The organism is Ruegeria sp. BE1, assembly GCF_056538885.1.
The window spans coordinates 187,489-208,312 of record NZ_JBQFTY010000003.1 but is presented as its reverse complement, the minus strand read 5'-3'; the positions used below and the strand labels follow the sequence as shown (position 1 = coordinate 208,312).

At 61.5% G+C, this 20,824-nt stretch carries 22 protein-coding genes; 9 read left to right on the top strand and 13 right to left on the bottom strand.

Annotated elements, in window-relative coordinates; translation table 11 throughout:
• Nucleotides 1–3 precede the first annotated feature (3 nt).
• Entirely contained in the window at nt 4–417 is a 414-nt protein-coding gene (locus ACR0J5_RS11150) for a group III truncated hemoglobin (protein WP_480653297.1), read from the top strand.
• Between the two features lie 135 nt (nt 418–552).
• Entirely contained in the window at nt 553–1,491 is a 939-nt protein-coding gene (locus ACR0J5_RS11145) for a DMT family transporter (protein ID WP_480653295.1), read from the top strand.
• A 52-nt stretch (nt 1,492–1,543) separates the two neighbouring features.
• On the opposite strand, the gene ACR0J5_RS11140 is transcribed toward ACR0J5_RS11145, so the two are convergent.
• Nucleotides 1,544–2,656, bottom strand: a complete 1,113-nt coding sequence (locus ACR0J5_RS11140; RefSeq protein ID WP_170564185.1) for an S-(hydroxymethyl)glutathione dehydrogenase/class III alcohol dehydrogenase — start codon at nt 2,654–2,656, stop codon at nt 1,544–1,546.
• A gap of 130 nt (nt 2,657–2,786) precedes the next feature.
• Between ACR0J5_RS11140 and ACR0J5_RS11135 the strand changes: the two genes are divergently transcribed.
• Both ACR0J5_RS11135 and ACR0J5_RS11130 read left to right on the top strand, forming a co-directional pair.
• Nucleotides 2,787–3,077 (top strand): I78 family peptidase inhibitor, encoded by a 291-nt coding sequence (locus ACR0J5_RS11135; RefSeq protein WP_480653292.1) that lies wholly within the window; start codon nt 2,787–2,789, stop codon nt 3,075–3,077.
• A 61-nt stretch (nt 3,078–3,138) separates the two neighbouring features.
• Nucleotides 3,139–4,791 carry a DUF6504 family protein gene (locus tag ACR0J5_RS11130; RefSeq protein WP_480653290.1) on the top strand — a complete coding sequence of 551 codons (1,653 nt, stop codon included), beginning with the start codon at nt 3,139–3,141 and terminating at the stop codon, nt 4,789–4,791.
• A 17-nt stretch (nt 4,792–4,808) separates the two neighbouring features.
• Here the strand turns inward: ACR0J5_RS11130 and ACR0J5_RS11125 are convergent, their stop codons facing one another.
• Complete coding sequence (locus tag ACR0J5_RS11125; protein ID WP_480653288.1) at nt 4,809–5,534, bottom strand: SDR family NAD(P)-dependent oxidoreductase; 726 nt, start codon at nt 5,532–5,534, stop codon at nt 4,809–4,811.
• A 190-nt stretch (nt 5,535–5,724) separates the two neighbouring features.
• Between ACR0J5_RS11125 and ACR0J5_RS11120 the strand changes: the two genes are divergently transcribed.
• Genes ACR0J5_RS11120 through ACR0J5_RS11100 form a run of 5 tightly spaced genes read left to right on the top strand, consistent with a single transcriptional unit; the run spans nt 5,725 to nt 9,931 of the window.
• Nucleotides 5,725–7,053, top strand: coding sequence for an NAD(P)/FAD-dependent oxidoreductase (locus ACR0J5_RS11120; RefSeq protein ID WP_480653286.1), 1,329 nt, complete (start codon nt 5,725–5,727; stop codon nt 7,051–7,053).
• Complete coding sequence (locus ACR0J5_RS11115) at nt 7,010–7,555, top strand: hypothetical protein (protein ID WP_480653284.1); 546 nt, start codon at nt 7,010–7,012, stop codon at nt 7,553–7,555. The genes ACR0J5_RS11120 and ACR0J5_RS11115 overlap by 44 nt, the downstream gene beginning before the upstream one ends.
• Nucleotides 7,555–8,778, top strand: a complete 1,224-nt coding sequence (locus ACR0J5_RS11110; protein ID WP_480653282.1) for an MFS transporter — start codon at nt 7,555–7,557, stop codon at nt 8,776–8,778. Before ACR0J5_RS11115 ends, ACR0J5_RS11110 begins: the two co-directional genes overlap by 1 nt.
• Nucleotides 8,775–9,392 (top strand): DUF3833 domain-containing protein, encoded by a 618-nt coding sequence (locus ACR0J5_RS11105; protein WP_480653280.1) that lies wholly within the window; start codon nt 8,775–8,777, stop codon nt 9,390–9,392. The genes ACR0J5_RS11110 and ACR0J5_RS11105 overlap by 4 nt, the downstream gene beginning before the upstream one ends.
• On the top strand, nt 9,389–9,931 hold the full coding sequence (locus ACR0J5_RS11100) for a DUF3833 domain-containing protein (protein ID WP_480653278.1): 543 nt from the start codon (nt 9,389–9,391) through the stop codon (nt 9,929–9,931). Before ACR0J5_RS11105 ends, ACR0J5_RS11100 begins: the two co-directional genes overlap by 4 nt.
• 58 nt (nt 9,932–9,989) lie before the next feature.
• Here ACR0J5_RS11100 and ACR0J5_RS11095 read toward each other — a convergent pair whose 3' ends face one another.
• The 11 genes from ACR0J5_RS11095 to ACR0J5_RS11045 form a co-directional block, all read right to left on the bottom strand.
• Nucleotides 9,990–11,003, bottom strand: coding sequence for a porin (locus ACR0J5_RS11095; RefSeq protein WP_480653276.1), 1,014 nt, complete (start codon nt 11,001–11,003; stop codon nt 9,990–9,992).
• Nucleotides 11,004–11,348: 345 nt separating this feature from the next.
• A complete protein-coding gene (locus ACR0J5_RS11090; protein WP_480653274.1) occupies nt 11,349–12,521 on the bottom strand; it encodes an energy transducer TonB family protein in 1,173 nt (390 codons plus the stop codon).
• Nucleotides 12,518–12,895 carry an ExbD/TolR family protein gene (locus ACR0J5_RS11085; protein ID WP_480653272.1) on the bottom strand — a complete coding sequence of 126 codons (378 nt, stop codon included), beginning with the start codon at nt 12,893–12,895 and terminating at the stop codon, nt 12,518–12,520. Before ACR0J5_RS11085 ends, ACR0J5_RS11090 begins: the two co-directional genes overlap by 4 nt.
• Entirely contained in the window at nt 12,892–13,257 is a 366-nt protein-coding gene (locus ACR0J5_RS11080; protein ID WP_480653270.1) for an ExbD/TolR family protein, read from the bottom strand. The genes ACR0J5_RS11085 and ACR0J5_RS11080 overlap by 4 nt, the downstream gene beginning before the upstream one ends.
• Entirely contained in the window at nt 13,250–13,915 is a 666-nt protein-coding gene (locus tag ACR0J5_RS11075; RefSeq protein ID WP_480653268.1) for a MotA/TolQ/ExbB proton channel family protein, read from the bottom strand. The genes ACR0J5_RS11080 and ACR0J5_RS11075 overlap by 8 nt, the downstream gene beginning before the upstream one ends.
• Nucleotides 13,912–14,340 (bottom strand): hypothetical protein, encoded by a 429-nt coding sequence (locus ACR0J5_RS11070; RefSeq protein WP_480653267.1) that lies wholly within the window; start codon nt 14,338–14,340, stop codon nt 13,912–13,914. Before ACR0J5_RS11070 ends, ACR0J5_RS11075 begins: the two co-directional genes overlap by 4 nt.
• Nucleotides 14,341–14,490: 150 nt before the next feature.
• On the bottom strand, nt 14,491–17,040 hold the full coding sequence (locus tag ACR0J5_RS11065; protein WP_480653265.1) for a glycoside hydrolase family 9 protein: 2,550 nt from the start codon (nt 17,038–17,040) through the stop codon (nt 14,491–14,493).
• A gap of 3 nt (nt 17,041–17,043) precedes the next feature.
• Complete coding sequence (locus ACR0J5_RS11060) at nt 17,044–18,006, bottom strand: glycosyltransferase family 2 protein (RefSeq protein ID WP_480653263.1); 963 nt, start codon at nt 18,004–18,006, stop codon at nt 17,044–17,046.
• Between the two features lies 1 nt (nt 18,007).
• Entirely contained in the window at nt 18,008–18,973 is a 966-nt protein-coding gene (locus ACR0J5_RS11055) for a glycosyltransferase family 2 protein (RefSeq protein ID WP_480653261.1), read from the bottom strand.
• On the bottom strand, nt 18,963–19,934 hold the full coding sequence (locus tag ACR0J5_RS11050) for a sulfotransferase family protein (protein WP_480653259.1): 972 nt from the start codon (nt 19,932–19,934) through the stop codon (nt 18,963–18,965). Before ACR0J5_RS11050 ends, ACR0J5_RS11055 begins: the two co-directional genes overlap by 11 nt.
• Before the next feature lie 3 nt (nt 19,935–19,937).
• A complete protein-coding gene (locus tag ACR0J5_RS11045) occupies nt 19,938–20,804 on the bottom strand; it encodes a sulfotransferase domain-containing protein (RefSeq protein ID WP_480653257.1) in 867 nt (288 codons plus the stop codon).
• Nucleotides 20,805–20,824 lie beyond the last annotated feature (20 nt).

The following is a 20,824-nucleotide window of genomic DNA, read 5'->3' as shown; positions in this document are numbered from 1 at the left end:
CATATGACCCGCCCCACCCTGCCGCCGCGCTTTCCCGTGACACCGGACCAGATCAACGCGCAGGTCCGCGCCTTTTATGCCCGCGTGCGCACGGACACAGTGCTGGGACCGGTGTTCAACAAACATGTCCACGACTGGCCCGCGCATGAGGACAAGATCGCCGCCTTCTGGCGCAACGCCATCCTGTTTGAGCGCAGCTATGACGGCAATCCGCAGCGGGTCCATAGCGAGCGGCCGGATGTGAAGCCCGAGATGTTCGCCCACTGGCTGGACCTGTTCGAAGAGGTCGCCACCCAAACCCTGCCCCCGGAAACGGCCACCCCCTGGGTTGCGCTGGCCCGGCGGATCGGGGTGGGCATGAAGGCAGGTGTGCAATCCGCGCGCCAGCCCAAGGACGCGCCGCCATTGCTGCGATGATCACGGGTCATGGCGGCTTTGCGATGTTAGCGGTAAAATAGGGGCTATGCGGGTCGGCCAAATGGGTTTACTTGAGGGTAAGACAGCCCCGTTTGCGCTGCGCCCCTACACCGACACATCACCCGAGGCCGATCCATGAGCACTCAGAACTCCACCCTTCGGGGTCTTGGCTATGCGTTTGCGGGCTTTGCCGTCTTTGCCAGCCATGACGCGCTGATCAAAGTGCTGGGCGGCACATACTCGGTGATGCAGATCATCTTTTTCGCCACGCTGTTTTCCTTTGTTCCAATGGCAGTGACGATCCTGACCGACCGGACAACAGGCAACTTCCTGCCGCATCACCCGTGGCTGGTGCTGCTGCGCTCGGCCCTGATGGTTACATCCATGGTCTGCGCCTTCTACGCCTTCTCGGCCCTGCCACTGGCCGAGGTCTATTCTCTGCTGTTTGCCTTCCCCCTGTTTGTCACCGTCCTGTCGATTCCAATCTTGGGAGAGGTGGTGCGCGCCCAGCGCTGGGCCGCCGTAGGGGTGGGTCTGATCGGCGTTCTGATCGTCCTGCGCCCGGGGGCCACAGACATCACCCTGGGTCACCTCGCCGCCCTGACCGCCGCGTTTTCCAGCGCGTTAGGGTCTGTTTTGGTCCGCAAAATCGGGAATGAGGAACGCTCAGCCGTGCTGATCCTCTATCCCATGTTATTGGCCATTCTGGTGATGAGCCTGCTGCAGCCTGCCGTCTACCAACCGCCGTCGCTGCTGCATCTGGCGATGATGGCTTTGGTCGGCGTATTCTCAGTGATCGCGCAACACCTGATCATTTTGGCCTATCGCGCCGCGCCTGCAGGCGTGGTCGCCCCCAGCCAATACAGTCAGATCATCTGGGCCACCCTGTTCGGCATGGTGTTTTTCAACGAGCGGCCCGATGGCTGGGTCGCCGTTGGGGCCAGCATAATCATCGCCTCGGGCGTCTATGTGGTCTGGCGCGAGGCCCGGGCGAATACATCCTCGGTCAATACCCCGGTTCTGAGGGTCCGCTCGCCCCGGTCCGACACCGGCGCATCGCGGCCGGGGAAATGAAAAACGGCGCGCCAATCCGCGCGCCGTTCCTCAAAGTCGCAGGTTTAAAACCTTAGTAGACCACAACCGAACGGATGCTTTCGCCCTTATGCATCAGGTCGAACCCGTGGTTGATGTCGTCCAGACCCATGGTGTGGGTGATCATCGGGTCGATCTCGATCTTACCGTCCATGTACCAGTCGACGATCTTGGGCACATCGGTCCGGCCCCGCGCACCGCCAAAGGCCGTCCCGCGCCACGAGCGGCCGGTGACCAGCTGGAACGGACGGGTCGAGATTTCGGCCCCCGCAGGTGCCACGCCGATGATGATCGACTCACCCCAGCCCTTATGCGCCGATTCCAGCGCGGCGCGCATCACGCCCACATTGCCGGTTGCGTCAAAGGTGTAATCGCCGCCGCCCTTGGTCAGGTTGACCAGATAGGGGACCAGATCGCCCTCGACCTCAGCCGGGTTCACGAAATCGGTCATGCCGAATTTGGTCGCCATCTCGACCTTGGCCGGGTTCAAGTCGACGCCGACAATCTGGTCAGCCCCGGCAAGACGCAGGCCCTGAATGACGTTCAGACCGATACCGCCCAGACCGAACACAATGGCGCGGCTGCCGATTTCCACCTTGGCGGTGTTGATCACCGCGCCAATGCCGGTGGTCACGCCACAACCGATATAGCAGATTTTGTCGAAGGGCGCGTCCGGGCGCACCTTGGCCAGCGCGATTTCGGGCAGAACCGTGTGGTTCGCAAAGGTCGAGCAGCCCATGTAGTGCAGGATCGGATCACCATCCAGCGTCGAAAAGCGCGAGGTGCCGTCGGGCATCAGGCCCTTGCCCTGCGTTTCACGAATTGCCTGACACAGGTTGGTCTTTGGGTGCAGACAGTATTCGCATTCCCGGCATTCCGGTGTGTAAAGCGGGATCACGTGATCGCCGGGCTTCAGGCTGGTGACGCCGGGGCCGACCTCAACCACGACACCTGCGCCTTCATGGCCCAGAATCGCGGGGAACAGCCCCTCGGGGTCGGCACCCGACAGGGTGAATTCATCGGTGTGGCAGATGCCGGTGGCCTTGATTTCCACCAGAACCTCGCCCGCCTTGGGGCCTTCGAGGTTCACCTCCATCACTTCCAAAGGTTTGCCTGCCTGAACGGCGACGGCGGCACGGGTGCGCATGGTGCTTGTCTCCCAATCTTATTTGCCCCGACCCTGCGCCAAAAGCAGGGTGTTTTCAACTGCGCTTTGGTGACAGATCGGCTAAGGATTTGATATTACAGAAACGACATTGCCGGAAAAAGGAGCGCCAATGCGCCGTTTTATCCCACCCCTGATCCTGCTGGCCGCCTGCGCCGAAACACCCCCCGCCCCGGAAGAGACCCGCCTTGCCCCCGAGGTCGCCCCCGTCGATCTGGTCTTTTGCGAAGGGGATGGCGTTGCCAATTCCATCGGCCAGCCGGTTTCAACTATTCAATCCGCGTTGCCCGAACGGTCGCGGGTGCTTGGGCCGGATGATCTGGCCACACAGGATTACCGCATCGACCGACTGAATGTATTTGTCGATGAGGCCGGGGTCATTCAGCGGCTCACCTGCGGGTAGGCGTGGACTCGGCAGGTGATTCTCAAGTAAGAACAAAATGGGAACATTTTGATGTCTGCCGATGCCGAAACGCCGAATATTGTCACTGTGGTTTCCCCGTCTGGGGGCTGAACGGCTGATCCGCGCTGCGCGGGGGCTGCAGGATGGACCTTTGGCTGTGGTGGCTGAGCAGGCGAATATGCAGGTGGTCACCTCACTGAACGCGGAGGCGCAGGCCGCTGGGCTGCATGTGAGCCAGCCGGTGCGCGATGCCCATGCCATGTGCGCCAGCCTTGTGACCCGCCCCCGCAACGCCCCGGCCGAGGCGGCGTTCCTGACTGCTCTGCGCCGCTGGGCGGGCAAGTTCAGCCCGTGGGTGGCCGAAGAGGCCCCCGACGGATTGGTCGTTGATCTGTCGGGTTGCGCGCATCTGTTCGGCGGGGAACAGGCGCTGCTGAACGTGCTGGAAACCGACTGCGCCGATATGGGGCTCAGCGTGCAGATGGGCATCGCCGACACGTTGGGGGCGGCCTGGGCGCTGGCGCGGTATGCGGGACAAGAGGCCGTGTCCGACCGCAATGGCGACGCCATCAGCCAAGAGGCACGCGCCACCCGCGCTCGTGCCAGTAAGCGGCGGCATTGGACCAAGGGCGGGGCCGCGCCGCAGGTGATGGCCCTGGGCGGTGGCGCACGGATCGCGGCGCCGGGGCAGTCCTATGGCGCGCTCAGCCCCCTGCCCATCGCGGCGCTGCGGCTGGAAGATCAGGTGGTCGCGCAGTTGAACCGTCTGGGCCTGCGCCGGATCGGCGATCTACTAGGGCAGCCCCGCGCATCGCTGGCGCGGCGGTTTGGGCGTGGGCTGGTGCTGCGGCTGGATCAGGCGATGGGCAGCGCGCCCGAGCCGGTCTCGCCCGCCCGACCGCCGCATCACTTTGCGGTGCGGATGACCCTGCCCAACCCGATCGGCCTGACCGAGGATGTGATGGCCGCCATCGACCGGGTGCTACCGACGCTCTGCACCAAGCTTGAAGAGAAAGCACGCGGCGTGCGGACCTTGCGGCTGGAAGCCCATCGCGCCGATCAGGCGGCTGAGATCATCGAGGTCGGACTGGCCCGTCCGACTTATGACAAACACCGTATTCGCCCTTTGTTAGAGATGAAAGTTGACCAGATCGACGCGGGCTATGGCATCGATATGTTACGGCTTGAAGCGGTCCAGACCGAGCCCATCCACGCCCGCACCATGGCCGGCCATGCCGAGGCGCGCCGTGCCGTGCGCAACCGGCTGGAGGGCAACACTGCTGTTGAGGACCTTACGGCCAAACTGGGTGCGCGGGTCGGGTTGGACGCGATCACAAGGCGGCATCCGGCGGCCTCGCATATCCCCGAGAAAACCGCGCAGGTGCTGGCGGCGGCGTGGTCAGAACCCGCGCGCGACTGGCCCGTATCGCCCCGCCCGCGCCCCTTGCAGATGTGGCAGCCTGAACCGGTGATGGCCCCCGAAACCCCGGACGTGCCCGACACATTCCGCTGGCGCGGGCGCGACTGGCAACTGGCGCAGGCCACCGGCCCGGAACGGATCGCACCGGAATGGTGGCTGGACGATCCGAACTGGCGCAGCGGCGTGCGCGATTACTGGGTGGTGGTGACCGAACAGGGCGAGCGGTTGTGGCTGTTTTACGGCCACGGCGGCACCATGTCCGCAGGCTGGTTCTGTCAGGGGAAGTTTTGCTGAAAAGCGCTAATTAGGGTCTATTTTCCACGGTAAACCAGCCAATCCGGCAGATAATCAATCAACCGGATGACCCACGAAAACGGCGCGGGGAAATCGGTACGGAACCGACGGCGCGACATCGCCTTGACCACGCGATCCGCGGCATCCTCGGGTGTCATCAGCATGGGCATCTTGAAACTGTTCTTTTCGGTCAGGCGGGTCTTGATGAAGCCCGGATTGACGATCCGCACCGTAACCCCCGACCCTGCCAGATCATGCCGCATCGTCTCGGCCAATGACACCAGCGCCGCTTTGCTGGACGCATAGCCAATCGCTGCGGGCAAGCCGTGATACCCAGCCAACGAGCCGATCAGCGTTATCTCTCCCCGTCCCGCTTTGACAAGCGCGGGCACGGTCTCACCCAGCACACGCAAAGCGCCCAGATAGTTCACATCGGCCATCCGCAAGGCGGCATCGGTGTCCCATTCACCCGCGCGCATGGGATCATAGGCACCTGCATTATAGACCAGACCTTCAATCTCTCCGGTCTCGGCCACAGCCGCTCGAATAGAGTCTAAATCAGTCACATCCATCGAAATTGCACGCGCATTGGGCAGCGTCCCACAGATCTCGGCCAGACGCTCGGCATTGCGCGCGGACAGGATCAGATGGGCACCCTGACGGGCCAACGCCACGGCCAGCGCCCGGCCCAAGCCTTCGCTGGCGCCGATGATCCAATAGGTTTTTCCGTTAAAGCTGCTCATTCAAGGGCCGTTTCCGTTTTGTGTGTTTGTATTACGGCCCTGCTGGTTCCGTGGATCACGCAGCGCAGACAAACGCAGCCTGTAATCAGAGGTCACAACATAGTGCAAAACTGAAAAACCACTAACCCGATTGATCCACCCCAGCCTATTCTGCGTATCTTATTGTAATACGTTACATAACGAGGCTTGAATGTTCGACGAATCCCGGGGCGTCCGGAAAAAAATCGCAGTCATAGGCGCAGGCATCTCGGGTCTCTCCGCAGCTTACTACCTGTCACAAAACAACGACGTAACCGTGTTCGAGGCCGAGCCCCGGCTGGGCGGTCACGCCCGCACCGTCATGGCGGGCAAGAACGGGGATCAGCCCGTGGATACCGGGTTTATCGTCTTCAACTATGCGACCTATCCGTACCTGACCGCGCTGTTTGATGAGTTGAACGTGCCCGTCATAAAATCCGAGATGAGCTTTGGCGCCACCATCGACAATGGCCGCATCGAATACGGGCTGAACAACCTGCGCACCCTGACTGCGCAGAAACGCAACCTCGCGCGTCCGGCCTATTACAAGATGATCGCCGACATCCTGCGCTTTGGTAAAGAGGCCCCCGAGGCCGCGCAGGATGATGACACCACCATCGGAGAGCTTGTGGATCAACTGCGCCTTGGCCACTGGTTCCGCCACAATTACCTGATGCCCATGTGCGGCGCGATCTGGTCCACCCCGGTTGAGTTCGTGGATCAGTTCCCCGCCCGATCGCTGGTGCAGTTCTTCCGCAATCACGCCCTGCTGGCCAGTGGCCGCGCCAAACAGCATCAGTGGTACACCGTCAAAGGCGGCAGCATCGAATATGTCCGCCGCATCGACGCCGCCCTGCGCGCGCGGGGGTGCGAGATTCGGCTGGCCGCGCCCGTTGACCACGTTCAGCGGGATGAAACAGGCGTCACTGTCCACAGTCAGGGACAGGCCGATCTGTTTGATGAGATCATCCTGGCCACCCATTCCGACCAGTCGCTGGCCATATTGGGTGATGCCGCGACCGAGGGCGAAAAAGCCGCGTTAGGGTCTATTCGCTATCAACCCAACACCGCCATCCTGCATTGCGACCCGCGCCAGATGCCGCGCCGGCGCGCCTGCTGGTCCAGTTGGACCTATCGCTCGCAAGCGGGGAATGTTGGCGTCACCTATTGGATGAACCGGCTACAGAACATCCCGGACAGCGATCCGATGTTCGTATCGCTGAACGCATCCTCGGATATTCCTGCGGATAAAATCTATGACCAGGTCGAATTCGCCCACCCGGTGTTCGACAAGGCCGCCCTGAAGGCACAAGGGCAAATCCGCGAGATGCAGGGACAGAACCGAACATGGTTTGCCGGTGCGTATAACCGGCATGGCTTTCACGAAGACGGGATTGCCAGCGCGATGCATGTGGTCGAGCGCTTGAACGGCACCCCGCACACACTCGGAGCTGACAATGGCATTCTTGCAAAAGACCCGGTCCTGCCTGCTTCGGCTTAAAGCTACCATTCTGCGCCCGACGTTGCTGTCGATCTGTTTGCTGGTCCCTTCGGGGGTGCTGGCAGCCCCCGGTTTGGATGAGCTGAACAACCCGCAACTGCGCGGTACGGCAACCTATCGCTATCTCGGGCTGCCTGTGTATGACGCGACGCTGTATACGCCGGGGGGTGCGGCCTTTAACTGGAACGAGGATTTCGGCCTGCAGCTGCAGTACCGCCGCAACATCTCGCAAAAGGCGCTGATCAACTCGACCCTGGACGAGATGCAGCGCATTGGCCGGTCCGCCCCTGTGCGCGATCAACTGCAGGTCTGCTTCAAGGCCGTTAAGAAAGGCGACCGCTATCTGGCGGTGTCCGAGGGGCCTGACAAAGTGTCCTTCTGGCTGAACGGCAGCAAGACCTGCACGATGTCCTATCCGGGGATCAAACGAAGCTTTATGTCGGTTTTTCTGGGGGACAACACCCGATCGGCCGCCTTCACGCAAAAGCTGCGAGGGCAGTGATGCTCTACCCACGGGTCAGTCTGTATGCCCTAATGTTGGCTGCGGCGGGGATACCGCTGTATATCCATCTGCCGCGCTTTGCCGCCGTTAACCTTGGTATTGGGCTGGGCGCAATTGGAACCGTATTGCTGCTGATCCGCATTGTCGATCTGGTGCAAGATCCCCTGATCGGCTGGTCCATCGACCGCTGGCCCGGCGCGCAGCTGGCCTTTGCCGCAGCGGCCGCCCTTGGACTGGCCGTCGGGTTTCCCCTGCTGTTTGGACTGCCTGAAGGCGCAAGTATCGCTGCATTAGTGTCTGTTCTGGTGCTTTTATTCTCGGCCTACAGCCTTGGCACGATCCTTCTTTATGGACGCAGCGCAACGCTGGCCAAACAGGCCGACGCCAAAGAGCTGATGACGCTGGCAGCATGGCGCGAAGGCGGGCAACTGACCGGCGTCATTTTGGCCGCCAGCGCCCCCGCCCTGTTCGTGGCCTTGGGGGCCAGCGCGCAAGGCTATCCGGCGTTCGGGATGTTTCTGGGTCTGCTGGCCGTTCTTACATTGGTGATGACGGTGCCTATCTGGCGGCGGGTTCCGATCACCGGACAGGGCCTGTCATTTGCAGGGCTTGGGCAGGCAGGCGCGCTGCGTCTTCTGTTACTGGCGCTGGTCAACAGCCTGCCTGTGGCGATCACCTCAACCCTGTTTCTGTTCTTTGTCGAAGATCGGTTGCAACTGCCGGGTAAAGCCGGCCCGCTGCTGATCCTGTTTTTCCTCAGCGCCGGGCTGAGCGTGCCGCTCTGGGCGCGGCTCAGCAACCGGATTGGCCCGAAACAGACTCTGATGATCGCCATGCCCTTGGCGATAGCAGGCTTTGTTGGCGCTGCAACTTTGGCCACCGGAAATCTGGCCGGGTTTGCCCTGATCTGTGTGACATCGGGCGCGGCGCTGGGGGCCGATATGGTGGTTTTGCCTGCGATGTTCTCAGTCGTGCTGACCCGGGCGGGGCTGAACGCATCCGCCGCCTTCGGCATCTGGTCATTTGCGGGCAAGCTGGGCCTTGCGCTGGCCGCTTTTTTCACACTGCCGCTGCTGGAACGCAGTGGATTCACACCGGGGCAAGCCAATTCGGCCGAGGCGCTACGCACACTCACCTTCGCCTATGCCGTGCTGCCCTGCATCCTGAAACTCGGCGCGTTCGGGCTGGTCCTGACGCTGCCAACGGAGGTCTCAGCCGAATGACGATCCTAGCCATCCTTCTGACTGCCATCCTGACCCTGATCATCGCCAAGCGCCGGTTCCTCAGCTTTCGGTCGCAAACCCCTGCCGACTATTCCGGCACCGGGCCCGCGTTCAAAATGAAGGAAAACCTGAACGGCGAGATTCTGTCCGAAGGGCTGATCTATGGCCCCAATGGCAAGATGACCAACAGCTTTGTCGCCCGCATGGTGGGGGAATGGGACGGAAACACCGGCACATTGGCCGAGTACTTCACCTATTCCAACGGCAAACAAATGACCCGCAAATGGTATCTGACGCTGGGCACCGGCAATACGTTTACTGCCACGGCAGATGACATCGTGGGCGAAGGGCACGGGACGATCTCGGGCTCGACCGTCAAGCTGACCTATCGGATCATCCTGCCCAAGGATTCGGGCGGGCACACGCTGGATGTCACTGACTGGATGTATCTGACCGAAAGCGGCGTGATCATGAATCGCTCTGAAATGCGCAAATTCGGCCTGAAGGTTGCCGAACTGGTCGCCACAATGCGTCCCGCGCCCGAGGTCAAGGCGGCACATGTCAGCGGCTCAAACGGCTACGACGCCACGGCCGAGACACGGACGCTGCAATGACCCCGCGCCGTTACCTGATCGCAGCATTTGCCGTACTGGGACTGATCGCTCTGGCCGCCTGTTCGGCCAAGCCGCGCGTGCCCAAGACCTTCCTGTCCGACCGGCAGTTGAACCTTGAAGAGTTCTTTGAAGGCAAAACCGTCGCCTACGGTCAGTTTCAGGATGTTCTGGGCAATGTCCCCCGCCGGTTCACGGTCGAGATTGACGGCACCTGGGATGGTGAAACGCTGACCCTGGTCGAGGATTTCGTCTATGATGACGGCGCCACCGAACAGCGCATCTGGACCCTGACCAAAACCGGCGCGGACACCTGGACCGGCACCGCCCCCGGCATACTGGGCACCGCCAGCGGGGTTGAACGGGGCGATACGTTCAACTGGAAATACAAGATCGATTTGCCCGTCAAGGACGGCACCATGCGGGTGAATTTCGATGATTGGATGTGGTTGCTAAGCGATGATCGCCTGCTGAACCGCGCCTATGTCTCACGCTATGGTGTGCGATTGGGTGAGGTCATTTTGTTCTTTGAAAAGAAATAACACATGAAAAAGGGCGGGTCCGAAAACCCGCCCTTTAGCCGTTTTGGATCAGCTCAGCTTAGAAGTTGAACCAAACACCAAAGTCGGACTGGATGAAGCTGTCCGCTTCGCCTTCTTTGACCTGACCCACAGCGCCCCGCAGTGTTGTGCCGCCACCCAGATCATAGATGGCACCAACGCCGATGTTACGGGTGTCGCCGTCAGCGTTACCGTCACCGTAAACCAGTTGAAGCGTGGTTGCTGCACCAACGTTGTAAGCAACCGAGAAGCCATAGGCGGTGCCGTTTTCGTCGTCATCGGCGACATCATCGTCCGCCAGGAACAGCGTGCCGTAGAAGTCTTCGAATTCTGCACCCAGTGTCAGAACGGTCAGGCTTTGCTTGTCGATCGAGCCAAAGCTGTCGGTCTCACCATAAACCAGCGAGGCAGTGAAGTTGTTGAACGAATAGGACGCGAAGACGTCCCAACGGTCTGCATCGGTTGCGTTACCGTTCACGGCCACTGTCTGCTGGTCGTAAGAACCGCCAAAGGACAGGTCGCCCGCATCATATTGGAAGAAGACAGCCTGCGCGCCTGCACCGGTCGAGCTGTATTCGAGGAACTCGTAGTTCACACCAACATACTGGCCCAGGAATTCCTCAAGGCCGGGCTCGTTACCGAAGTAATCGCCAAGGTTGTCGAAGGCGCCCGAGACGTTGCCCGCGTCAACACGCAGACCACCGTAGATGACCGAGAAGCGTGCGCCGTTCAGGCCAGCAGTGTTGGCTTCGCCGTTGCCGCTGTTTTCGTCAGCTTGCAGACGAACACGGCCTTCAAAGCGAACGCCACCATCGGTTTCGGTGAAACCGTCAAGGTTCAGACGAAAGCGCGAAACGAGGATCGCGTCGTCGGTGTCGACGGTGGCTGTGCCCGCTGCAGCGCCACCCGATGTGAAGTTGGTTACCGTTCCGGTGCGGTCTTCAACATAGCCGATACCAAAACGACCGTAGCCGCTGAAGTTAACACCAGATTCAGCAGCAGCCATACCGGCTGTCGCAAACAACGCAGTCGATGCGAAAAGAAGCTTTTTCATGGTTAATCCATAAGGTTATTGTGAGAGGAGTGTCGCCACACACTGTGGCTGAACGCGTCATCGGGCAAATCGAAAGCAACAGCAACGCCCGTTACGTGGACTCAGATTTTTGCCGAAATCAGGCGTTGCGAATTTGCACTGCGTCATATTTGCTTCATATAATTTTAGTTATTTTACAAATACTTGTGCATCAATCACCCTCAGTGACAAAAAGGTGATGACAAAAAATTCAAGCGCCTCTTTAAACTTCGAATTCCTGACAGTTTAAGTCGGATGCACTTGCGCTCTGGTTCGGGTCCAACTTTTGACATGGCAAACGCCAGACGGACCGGCGCAACAGACAATTCATCTGCTGCTGTACACAAAAGTCAGCTTGCGGCTGACACCTCCGGGGGGTTTGGGAAAAGGTGACGCGGCTTCGACCTGCGCCTTGGCGGCGCGTTCAACATCGGGTGTGCCGGTGCTGTCGACCACATCGACCCAGGCAAGGGTCCCATCCGGATTGATCTCAAAAAACACCTTCGCTGCGCCCCGCGCCGATGTATAGACCACCGGCGCGCGGTTCAGATGCACCAGAACCTCACCCGCATAATTGGTTCTGTCCGAGTTTCCGGGCCCGCGCCCGCCGGACCGCGTGCCGCTGTCGCTTATGGTAAAGGCATCTACGCCCCGGCGCGCATAGGTGGCCAGGGGCGATTCAACTTCTCGCGTTGGAAAACGCAGATCGCTGAAATCCCGCAACCCGCTCAGCACGCCGGGGGCTTCGGGTTGTGGGCGTCGATCTGGCAGTTGCGGGCGGATGGACGAGGCCACCGCCAGCTCGGACCCTTCAGAGCTGTCTTCGATCTGCGGAACGGCCTCAGCCGGGACGGCAGGGATAATCGCCTCGACCGCCTCAGAGTCCAACGGCACGACCGCTGTGGCGGATGGTTCAGGCGTCTCCGACGGTTCGGTCAGGGCGGCCAGTTGCTCAACCTCCTGGGGTTCCGGCGCGGCGGGTGGGTCGGCAACCGGCTCGGTCGCCTCAGGTGAGCCTTCGGGCGTCTCGGCGACCTCAGCCGTTTCAACATCGGGGGTTTCATCAACCTCATCGCTGGCGGTTTCGTCGCCCTCGGTTGTGTCTTCGGTGGGGGGCGTTTCCGCCTCGACCGGGTCCGGCGATACGGGCTGAACCACCTCTGAGGTGCCGGTGTCAGGCGCAAAGGTCTGTTGCGGGTCATCGGACGCGACATGCACCTCGCTGGTGGGAATTTCAGCCGCTTCCGGCTCAGGCTCGGGTTCCGGTTCGGGCTCGGGTGGCTCCTCTGGCTCGGGGGCGTCCTGTTCCTCAGGCTCAACCGGTTCGGCGACCGTATCGACAAGGTCTTCAAAGCTATTGCCCAATTCGACCGAATCCGTGGATCCGTCTGCCCCCTGCTCTTGCACAAGACTGGGGGCGGTCAAGCTTAGGCCCATAAGGTGCAGGATCAGCGACAACAGCGCGGCCAGCAGCGCGATATAGACCGAGCCCCGGATCATTCCAGCGCTTTCTCGGTTACGACAAAGACCGACAGCGCACCCAGACGGCGCAGCTCACCGGTCACCTCCATCAGGCGAATGCCCGGGGCGTTGCGGTCAGGCACGATACGCACGGGCCCCGGCTCACGCCCAGCCATATAGGTTTCGGGCTGGATCGGCGCACCGCGAAAGCTAAGCGTCCCGTCCTGATGCAACACCAGCGCATCCGGCGGCTCGCGCCCGTCCAACTCGGACGTGTCCACAAGGTCCAGATCCGGGTCCAACGGCGTGGCCACAGTGCCCGCAATCAAAAAGAAGATCAGCATCAGAAAGACGATGTTGATCAACGCAATAGTAGAATCGCGCCGGGCGCGGGGGCGGGTCTGACGGATCATTCCAGCACCAGCACGCTCAGGCCGTCGCGGCCGCGCAGTTCGACCAGCAGATCCACCACATTCTGCGCCGTGGTGTCCGGGTCCAGGCTAACCAGCACCTGCCCGGTGGTCACCTGCGCTGTCAGTTCCTCCAGCGTCACGGGGGTTCCGTTCAGCACCAGCCGGTCCACCCCCAGCTGCACAAAGGCGCGGGCCTGTGGTGTCCCACCAGATGAGGTACCTGCGGTGGCGTTGCTCAGCTCGATCTCACCAAATTTGGAAAAGGTCGAGGTCAGCATGAAGAACAGCAACAGCAAAAAGATCACGTCGATGAGCGGTGTCATCGCCATGCGCCGTCTGACAAAGGGTGCCGGGTTACGCATGTCCGGGCGTGGCCGCCATGGTCTGATCATCCTGCGCCAGCGGGATCGCCTGACCGGGCACCAGAACGGTGCGCAGCGCCTTGTCTGCAAAGACCCGCTCGCGCGCGGTGCGGCTTTCGAACCATGACAGAACCATCGAGGTCGGCATCGCAACCGCCAGGCCCACCGCGGTGGTCACCAGCGCCACCCAGATACCACCCGCCAACAGCGAGGGGTCAACGGATGACCCGGCGGATTGAAGGCTGCGGAATGCCTCGATCATACCCAGAACCGTGCCGAACAGGCCCAGCAACGGGGCCAGCTGCGCGACGGTATCAAGCAGGCGAAAGCCGCGTTCCAACCCGGCCAACGCCAGCCCCGCCTCGGCATCCAGCCTTTGGTCCAGACCGGGCGCATCGGGGGCATCCATCGCAACGCCAACCAGCGGCGCCAGATAGCTGTGGCTTTTCGCCAGCCGCGCGCGGGCGGTTTGTTTGTCCCCGGCATCCCATGCCTCAAGCGCCTGTGTCAGAACGCGGTGGCGGCCAACGCCCGAGACCGCAAATTGCCAGAGTTTGTAAATCGTGACCGCCAGCGTCACCACGGACATGGCGATCAGGATGGCAACCACAGGCCCGCCAAGGGCCAGAATTTCGCGCAGGGCGTCCAGAAAGCTCATCCCAAAAGCTCCACTTCTGTTCGGGTGGTCAGGGTCGGGGTCGCGTCGCAGGCAGTGCTGTCGGCACCACCGACGGTACAGGCGCTGAGGCCGTTGAACAGAACACGCCCAAGGCTGTCACATGCGATGTCGCGCACATCGAACTGGCGCACACGAGGCCGCCCGGCCGGCAGGTCGCGGAACCCAAACAGGGTGAGCCGTTCAAAAACGCCCCCCTCATCGAAGATCACCACCTGATAATTGGCCGTATCAATCGACGTATCCGATTGGTTTTCGACCAGAAAGGTCAGGCGGCATGCGTTCTCGACGGTTTCGACGGCGTTCAGCTCGATCTGCAGCCCCCCGGTGTTTGCGGTCGTCTGGGCCGCTGCCAGCGCAGGCAACACAGATAGGCTGGCGGCAAGGACCGAACGGAGACTGGTCATGGATACGCTCCTGATTGTTTGGCGCAGCAAGGGGCTTGGTTGCCCTGCCCCGTCTTATCCAAGACCGTATGGGCAAGAAAGAGCTACCGACATTTAAGTGATAAAGGGTGAGTCACCCGGCCTTCAAGGCTGCGCCGTCCCAAAGAGGGGCTATTGCGACGGGTCCGGCGGGTCGCGATTGACCAGCGCACAGGCCACCAGCCATTCCAACGCGTTGGATTTGATACCGTGTTCGGCGCAGATCACTATGCTGCGGCTTTCGAAAATCTGCGCGTAAACGGGCCAATTGTCTTGATCAGGCGGGTAAATCGCGCCCTCGGTCTTGCGCAGTTCCCATTTGTGCATCTTGCCACCCGCCACGCCAAAGCTGATCTGGCCGGGGATCGGCGGCAATCCGCGCCCGTCCAGCAAAAGAGGGTCTGCAAAATCGCGATAACCCAACCCCTGAACAAAGCTGGTGTTGGATGGGTTGCAGCCCAGTCCGAACCACATGCCTTCGGCCACCGCATCCGACATCTGCGGATCAAGCTCGTCGCTTGCGGTCAGATACATCGCATATTCGCTCGCCCTCCAGTTGGAACCCGGGCCAAACCGCAGCCAGCCGCGGCCCCAGGGATAGGTGTCAGTGCTGTGCAGGCCATAATCAGCCCCCATCCGTCCCGCCCTTTTGGCGCGATACCGGGTCCAACCCTCGATGGCGGCAACAATCTCAGGGTCTGTCAGCTGCCCATCCCGTGCGGCCAACACGTATTCCAGCGACGCGTTGGGGTAGTTGCCCTTTTTCACCCCCGCCGCTGGCTTGTCGGAACGTGGCACAAAGGCATTGTTCCCCTCAAACACATCGCGGGCCGCAACATCGCCGCTGGCCCGATAAAGAACCGCCGCGGCCGCCACGCGGGCACGGGCCACGATGGCTTTGGCCTTGTCGTCCTGCTGTTTGTTCGCATTGGCGCGGGCATCCTGTTCGGCCCAGCGCCAGGCCCGCAGCGCCTCATCTATCAGCGCATCGCCCAGAACAGGATCGCCGCAGGTCTGTTTGATAACGTGACCCAGCTTGGCCGCGCTGATCGCAAAATTGTAGGCGGCCCAATCCTCGGGGCCATAGGCGTAGGCGATCTGCACCGGATTCCATGAGACTGAACCAAAAATCCCCGGGTTAGAGTATTCCACGCCACCTATAATCGACCCATCCGCGCCCTGCGTCCGCCGCCACAGGGAAATGCCCCACAGCGCCTCATGTATCAGATCGGGCAGGACGGTTATGCCATCGCCCCGATCATCCGTCCCCTTGCGCGCCAGTACATCCGGATGTGCAAAAGGCTTGCCGCTTTCGGGCAGGTTCAGGTGCAGGGACCGCGTGTGATCCAGAATCTCGACCAGATGGGCCATTTGAAAGACCACATCCATATGCTGAATACGCCGGTCCCAATCGCCCGCATCATGCCATCCGCCCCACGCATCCGGGTTGGCCTGCGCCCGGGCCGAGACGGGAATACCCGCGACCCCGGTCACGCCCACGGGTTGCTCGGACAACAGGCGCGTTGCGCTGTCTTTCCCATACCCTTCGCCGGTGGGGCCCAGTTGAGCCGCTGTTTGCCAGACGGTCAGGCCATCCTCGGGGTGGCCATTGCGCGGGCGGGTGTGGGTTTCGCCATAGGCGGCGGTAATCGCGCAGCCGGATCGTTGGTGGAAAAACCACCGCGCGGCCAAACGCAAAGCCTCGGCATAAGGGGCGGGGGAGACGCGGAAGGCAAAGGACCGACCCAGCCCTTCGACCTGCAAAACATAATTACCTTCGGTGTCCAGGTCTGAGAAGTCGGCCTCATAGACATCGCAGCCGTTGTAGTTTCGTCCCTTCTGATGCGGCTCTGCCCCGGCTTTGGTCAGCGTCAATCGCCCCTGACGCAGCTGGGCCCCATCGCTTGCCGACAGAAGGGTCCAGCGGGTTTGTTCTGACAACAGCGCGTCGGTGCTTCCGGGCTGGTCTGCCGCATCATGTCCCAGCCATGCGCCGACATAGGCTTTTTTGGGCCCCCGCAGCGGATACCCCGCCTGACAGACATGTATCGCCTCAGTGAACAGATCGGATGACTTGCGCTGGCTGAGCACCGGGACCGAGGGCCCCTCAACCGTGATCTGCGCCCCATCGGGGATCGCCCGATCCAGAACCAGCGTCAGGTTGTGCCGTTTGGTGCTGTCCCATTCACGCTTGGCCAGGGCGACCGTTCCGATCGGAACGGATTTGCGATAGACGGACACAGTTTTGGCTGCCGCTCCGTCGATCGTGACGCGCCACTCGCCCGGCTGATCCACAGGCGCGCCGCGCTGAAACACCGAGGCGCTTGCGTCAAAGCCGGACCTCTGGCTTCCGCTGACGATCTTGGGCCACGGCGTGAAACCTTGTGGTTGCGAGGGGTTTGCATCGCCCGAGAAATACCCCTCAACCCCGTTCAGCCGACCCAGCGATCCAAAGCTGTCAAACGGATCAGGCGACCAACTGCGATCGTCTAACGGGGATACAGGCGCGGCCTGCGAAACCTCAAACAGCGTGTCGATCACCGTCAGTTGCAGGATATTGTCCCCCATGAATCCCACAGCGATGTCCGGGGCAGGGTTTGCAAAACCCATCGTCCCCAGAACCGGAACAGACAGTGCCAGCGTCGTTCCCTGCAGCAATAGCGCACGTCGGGAAATCCTCATCACTCAGTGCCTCCTGTCGCTGTCTGCCGGGGTTGCGGTGGCCTGTTGCGCGCTGCGATCCAGGCTTTTCAGAAACCGCCAGATCAATTTGGGCCGCAGCAGGCTGTCGGGATACAGCACCGCGCCGCACAACCCCTCGGCCAAGGCGGTGGATTTGCGCCCGTATTGGTACTGATTGCGCACGCCGGACCAGAACATGTCGATCTGCCGGGCTCTGAGCAGGCCGCGCAACCGTGGGCCATACCGGGCCTGCATATCGGGGTTGGCCGCCACTTTCTGCAACCCCGGCACCCGAAGGGCAAAAACTGGGCCACGGGCCTGATGGTTGGCTCCGCTCGCGACCTGTCGATAGTTTAACAGGGGCGGTCCTGCGACCACGGTAAAATCGCCCAGCAGGGCGACGCGGCACCAGAATTCCCAATCCTCGGCCATGATCAGGCTTTCGTCATACCCCCCGGCCTGCCGGGCCGCATTGGTCCTGAGCGCAAGCGCCCCGCCATTGACTACAAAGTTCTTGCGCAACAGCGCGTCCAATTGGTTTTGCGCGGGCACCAGTGCCCGGTTGTCAGCCCCCCGCATCGGGGTGCCATCAATATCCATACGCTGAACACCCGCCACCGCAGCGACCGCATCACTATGTGTCAGCGCGTCATAATAGGATTGAAGCGCATCGCCGTGCAGCAGGTCATCCGCATCCAGAAACAACACAAACGGCGTTTTAACCTGTGTTAGACCCAGATTTCGCGCCGCACTGACCCCTTTTGCCGGACCATCGATGAGACGAAACCGGGGGTCCCGTTGCGCATAGCTTTCGAAAATCCCGCGCGTGCCGTCGGTCGATCCGTCGTCAATGCACATCACCTCAAAACCCGAAAAGCTTTGATTCGACACAGAGTCGAGCGTTTCGTCCACAAAGCGTTCTGCATTGCGGGCGGGAATGATGATGGAAAAGACGGCATGCTCCATTTCAGCGCCCTCCGACCCGGTCAACCTGTACCGCGGCACTGCTGTATTCCGCGAACTCGACCCGCATCAGCCCGGCCATCATGCCCGCGCCCCGGCACAGTTCCAGAAACCCGCGCACCCATCTGGCGCGCGACCCAAATCCAAGGCACAGGCAGGTCACAGCCCCCCACCCCATCGCGCCCACGCTTTTAAGCACTCGCAGTCCGACGTCCGTGCGGCGGATCAGGGCAATCCGGCTCAGGGTGTTGCCCATACGGAACCAACGCCGCCGTAGCCAACGCAGGCTTGCGCGGTTTTCCGGCACATCATCCCAGACCAGCGCCTTTGCCGCCGCGCGGATCGTGCCGCCGCCCATGCGCAGACGGGTAAAGAACTCTTCATCCTCGCCGCCGGTGATGTTGAAACGCGGATCGAACCTGAGCCAGCGATCCCGGATGACCGAGGCCCGCACCATCGCGTTGTTGGTGGCCGCCGCATTCAGTTCCTCACCCTGCTCATAAGGGCCCATGCGAAACAGGTTCAGCGCCTCGGCCCAATCGGGCGGTGGCTGGCGATAGCGCGGCTCAACCGTCCCTTGCACGGCGACCGTATCGGGCAGAGCGATGGTCTTCAGCATCTCGGCCAGCCAGGTGTCGCTTGCCACCTCATCATCATCAAGGAAAGCGATGAAATCCGCGTCTTGCGGCACCTCGGACAGGGTTCGGTTGCGGGCCGCAACGATGCCGCGCTGATCCTCGGTCACATAGATCACGGGCCAGCGGGACAGATGCTGAATACCGCCCAGACTATCCTTCGCCGGGGCATGCGGCGCGTTGTCGGCGATCACCAAAGTCACCCGCGCGCCCGTCCGGCCCAGTTTCTGCGCATTCAGGCTGTCGATCAGCGCCCGCAGCCCCTTAGGACGCAGATAGGTAGCCACGCAAACGGCCACATGCGGGCCATTGGGTTTGGGGCCATTACCGCTCATACCCGGCAAGCTCCAACGCGTGCCCGGCCAGTTTGTCGAACCGGGCTTTTTCCGTATCTGACCACGCGGCCCAGCGCTTGACCGGGTTGAAATCCGACGATTTCGCCTGTGGCTGCCAGCGCGCCTCATTCCCCGCAGCCGATCGGGATGAGCCGCGCACCGGCAGGTTGTCCACGTTGTCCCACGGGAACGTTTCGGGCGACAGCTGGGTATGGGCCAGCACTTCGGTCACGAAATGCTTTGGATCGGCGACGACATCCTCATAGCGGGCCACCATCGTGTCATCGTTTTCATTCTCGCCGCCCTCGGCAAAACTGGTGATCGCCTCGGCCCCCAGACGCCATTCATGGGCCAGCTGGCGAAAGGTTTTTCGGGTCAGCGAATAGCGCGAAAAGGTCCTGAGCGACGAATCCACCACATCGCGCCCGTCGCGCAGGCACAGGATCAGCCGGGCGTCGGGAAAGATGTACGGGGCTAGTGTCAGGTTATGCACATGCGGGCATTTCAGCAGGATATGTTTGCCCGGCGCGCCGGCCTGAAGCTCGCGAAACCAGGCGCCCGACAGCAGCGCCAGCAGGTCATACTTGCCAAGAACTTCTTCGTTACGCGGGAAATACCTGAGGAAATCGCGCCCAAACGCCGCCGCATCCTTGGCTGCATGCAGCAGCGGAAATTCATAAAGCCGCCCGGCATCGGCGGCCACATCCGGGTGCATGGCCAGAAGATCCCGGATGAAATTGGTGCCCGAGCGCGGCATGACGCCCAGCACAAGGATGGGTGTGCACACATCCCCCCGCGCGCGCCGCGCCAATTCGGCCAGCCGCGCGCCCTGCTCCGGGGCAATCGGCGGCAGGAAATCCTCAATGGCCAGATACCGTACACCCAGCAGGCGGCGGACGATCTGTCCCGTCTGGTTGAGGCGCATATCGCCAAGGGTGCGTGACACCTGAGTCAGTCGCATGGCTTACACATTGCCCCTGCATGCGCGCCAGGATTGCCAGGGCAAATCCGCACGGCCTGTCACCTGCGCCACATATTCCATGTCCGGCGTGAACAGCTCGGTCAGTTTTTGGCGCGTCTCTCCGGTGGGCGGGGCGACCCGTGTTTTCAGATGCTGACGGTTAAGCGACAGGGCCTGTTTCAACCCGGGCAGAGATTTGACGGTACGCACCGCCCCGCGCATCCCGATGGAGCGCATCATGTCCCCCCCACGCCGCAAAGTGCGCTGTACCGCCGGGTTGCGATAGGTGACGGTCTCATGATGGCGTTCCGCCAAAGACGCCGGGACGTGATCGGGGGCAATCGCAAGATGCCTGCAAATCTGATCATAGGTGCCCCCGGGGTCCTCAGCGATGTCCTCGGAAAACAGCAACAGCAGCGCGCTGCGATCAAAACAATCCAGCCAGCGCTGCAGATTCAGTTTGTACTGGCTTTGACGCGCATAGGCCGGGTTCTGCGACAGCGCATCCTCGAACGAGATCGAAGATGCGATATGCCCTTTGCGGATTTCATGCAGGTGGTTGGAATAGGCCCGCTCAACCGGGTCGCGCAGAATACAGATCAGCTTGAGGTCGCGGTTGTAATCCCGGGCCCGCTGAGGGGCGTCCTGACTGAAGAAATAGGTCGGAGAGCATTCGCCCTTGATCGTGCCGTCCGGGCCTTCGGCAAAACAGCTTTCGTACCAGATATAGCCACGGTCATAGTTCGCGGTGAAAAAGTTCAGTTCCTTGGCGTCCGCCGTGGTCACGCCGGAATGATCTGACAGGACATGATGCAGCCATGTCGTCGCCGCCTTCTGCGCACCAATGCCAATGAACTCAACCTTACTCACGCCAAATACCCTTTCAGACC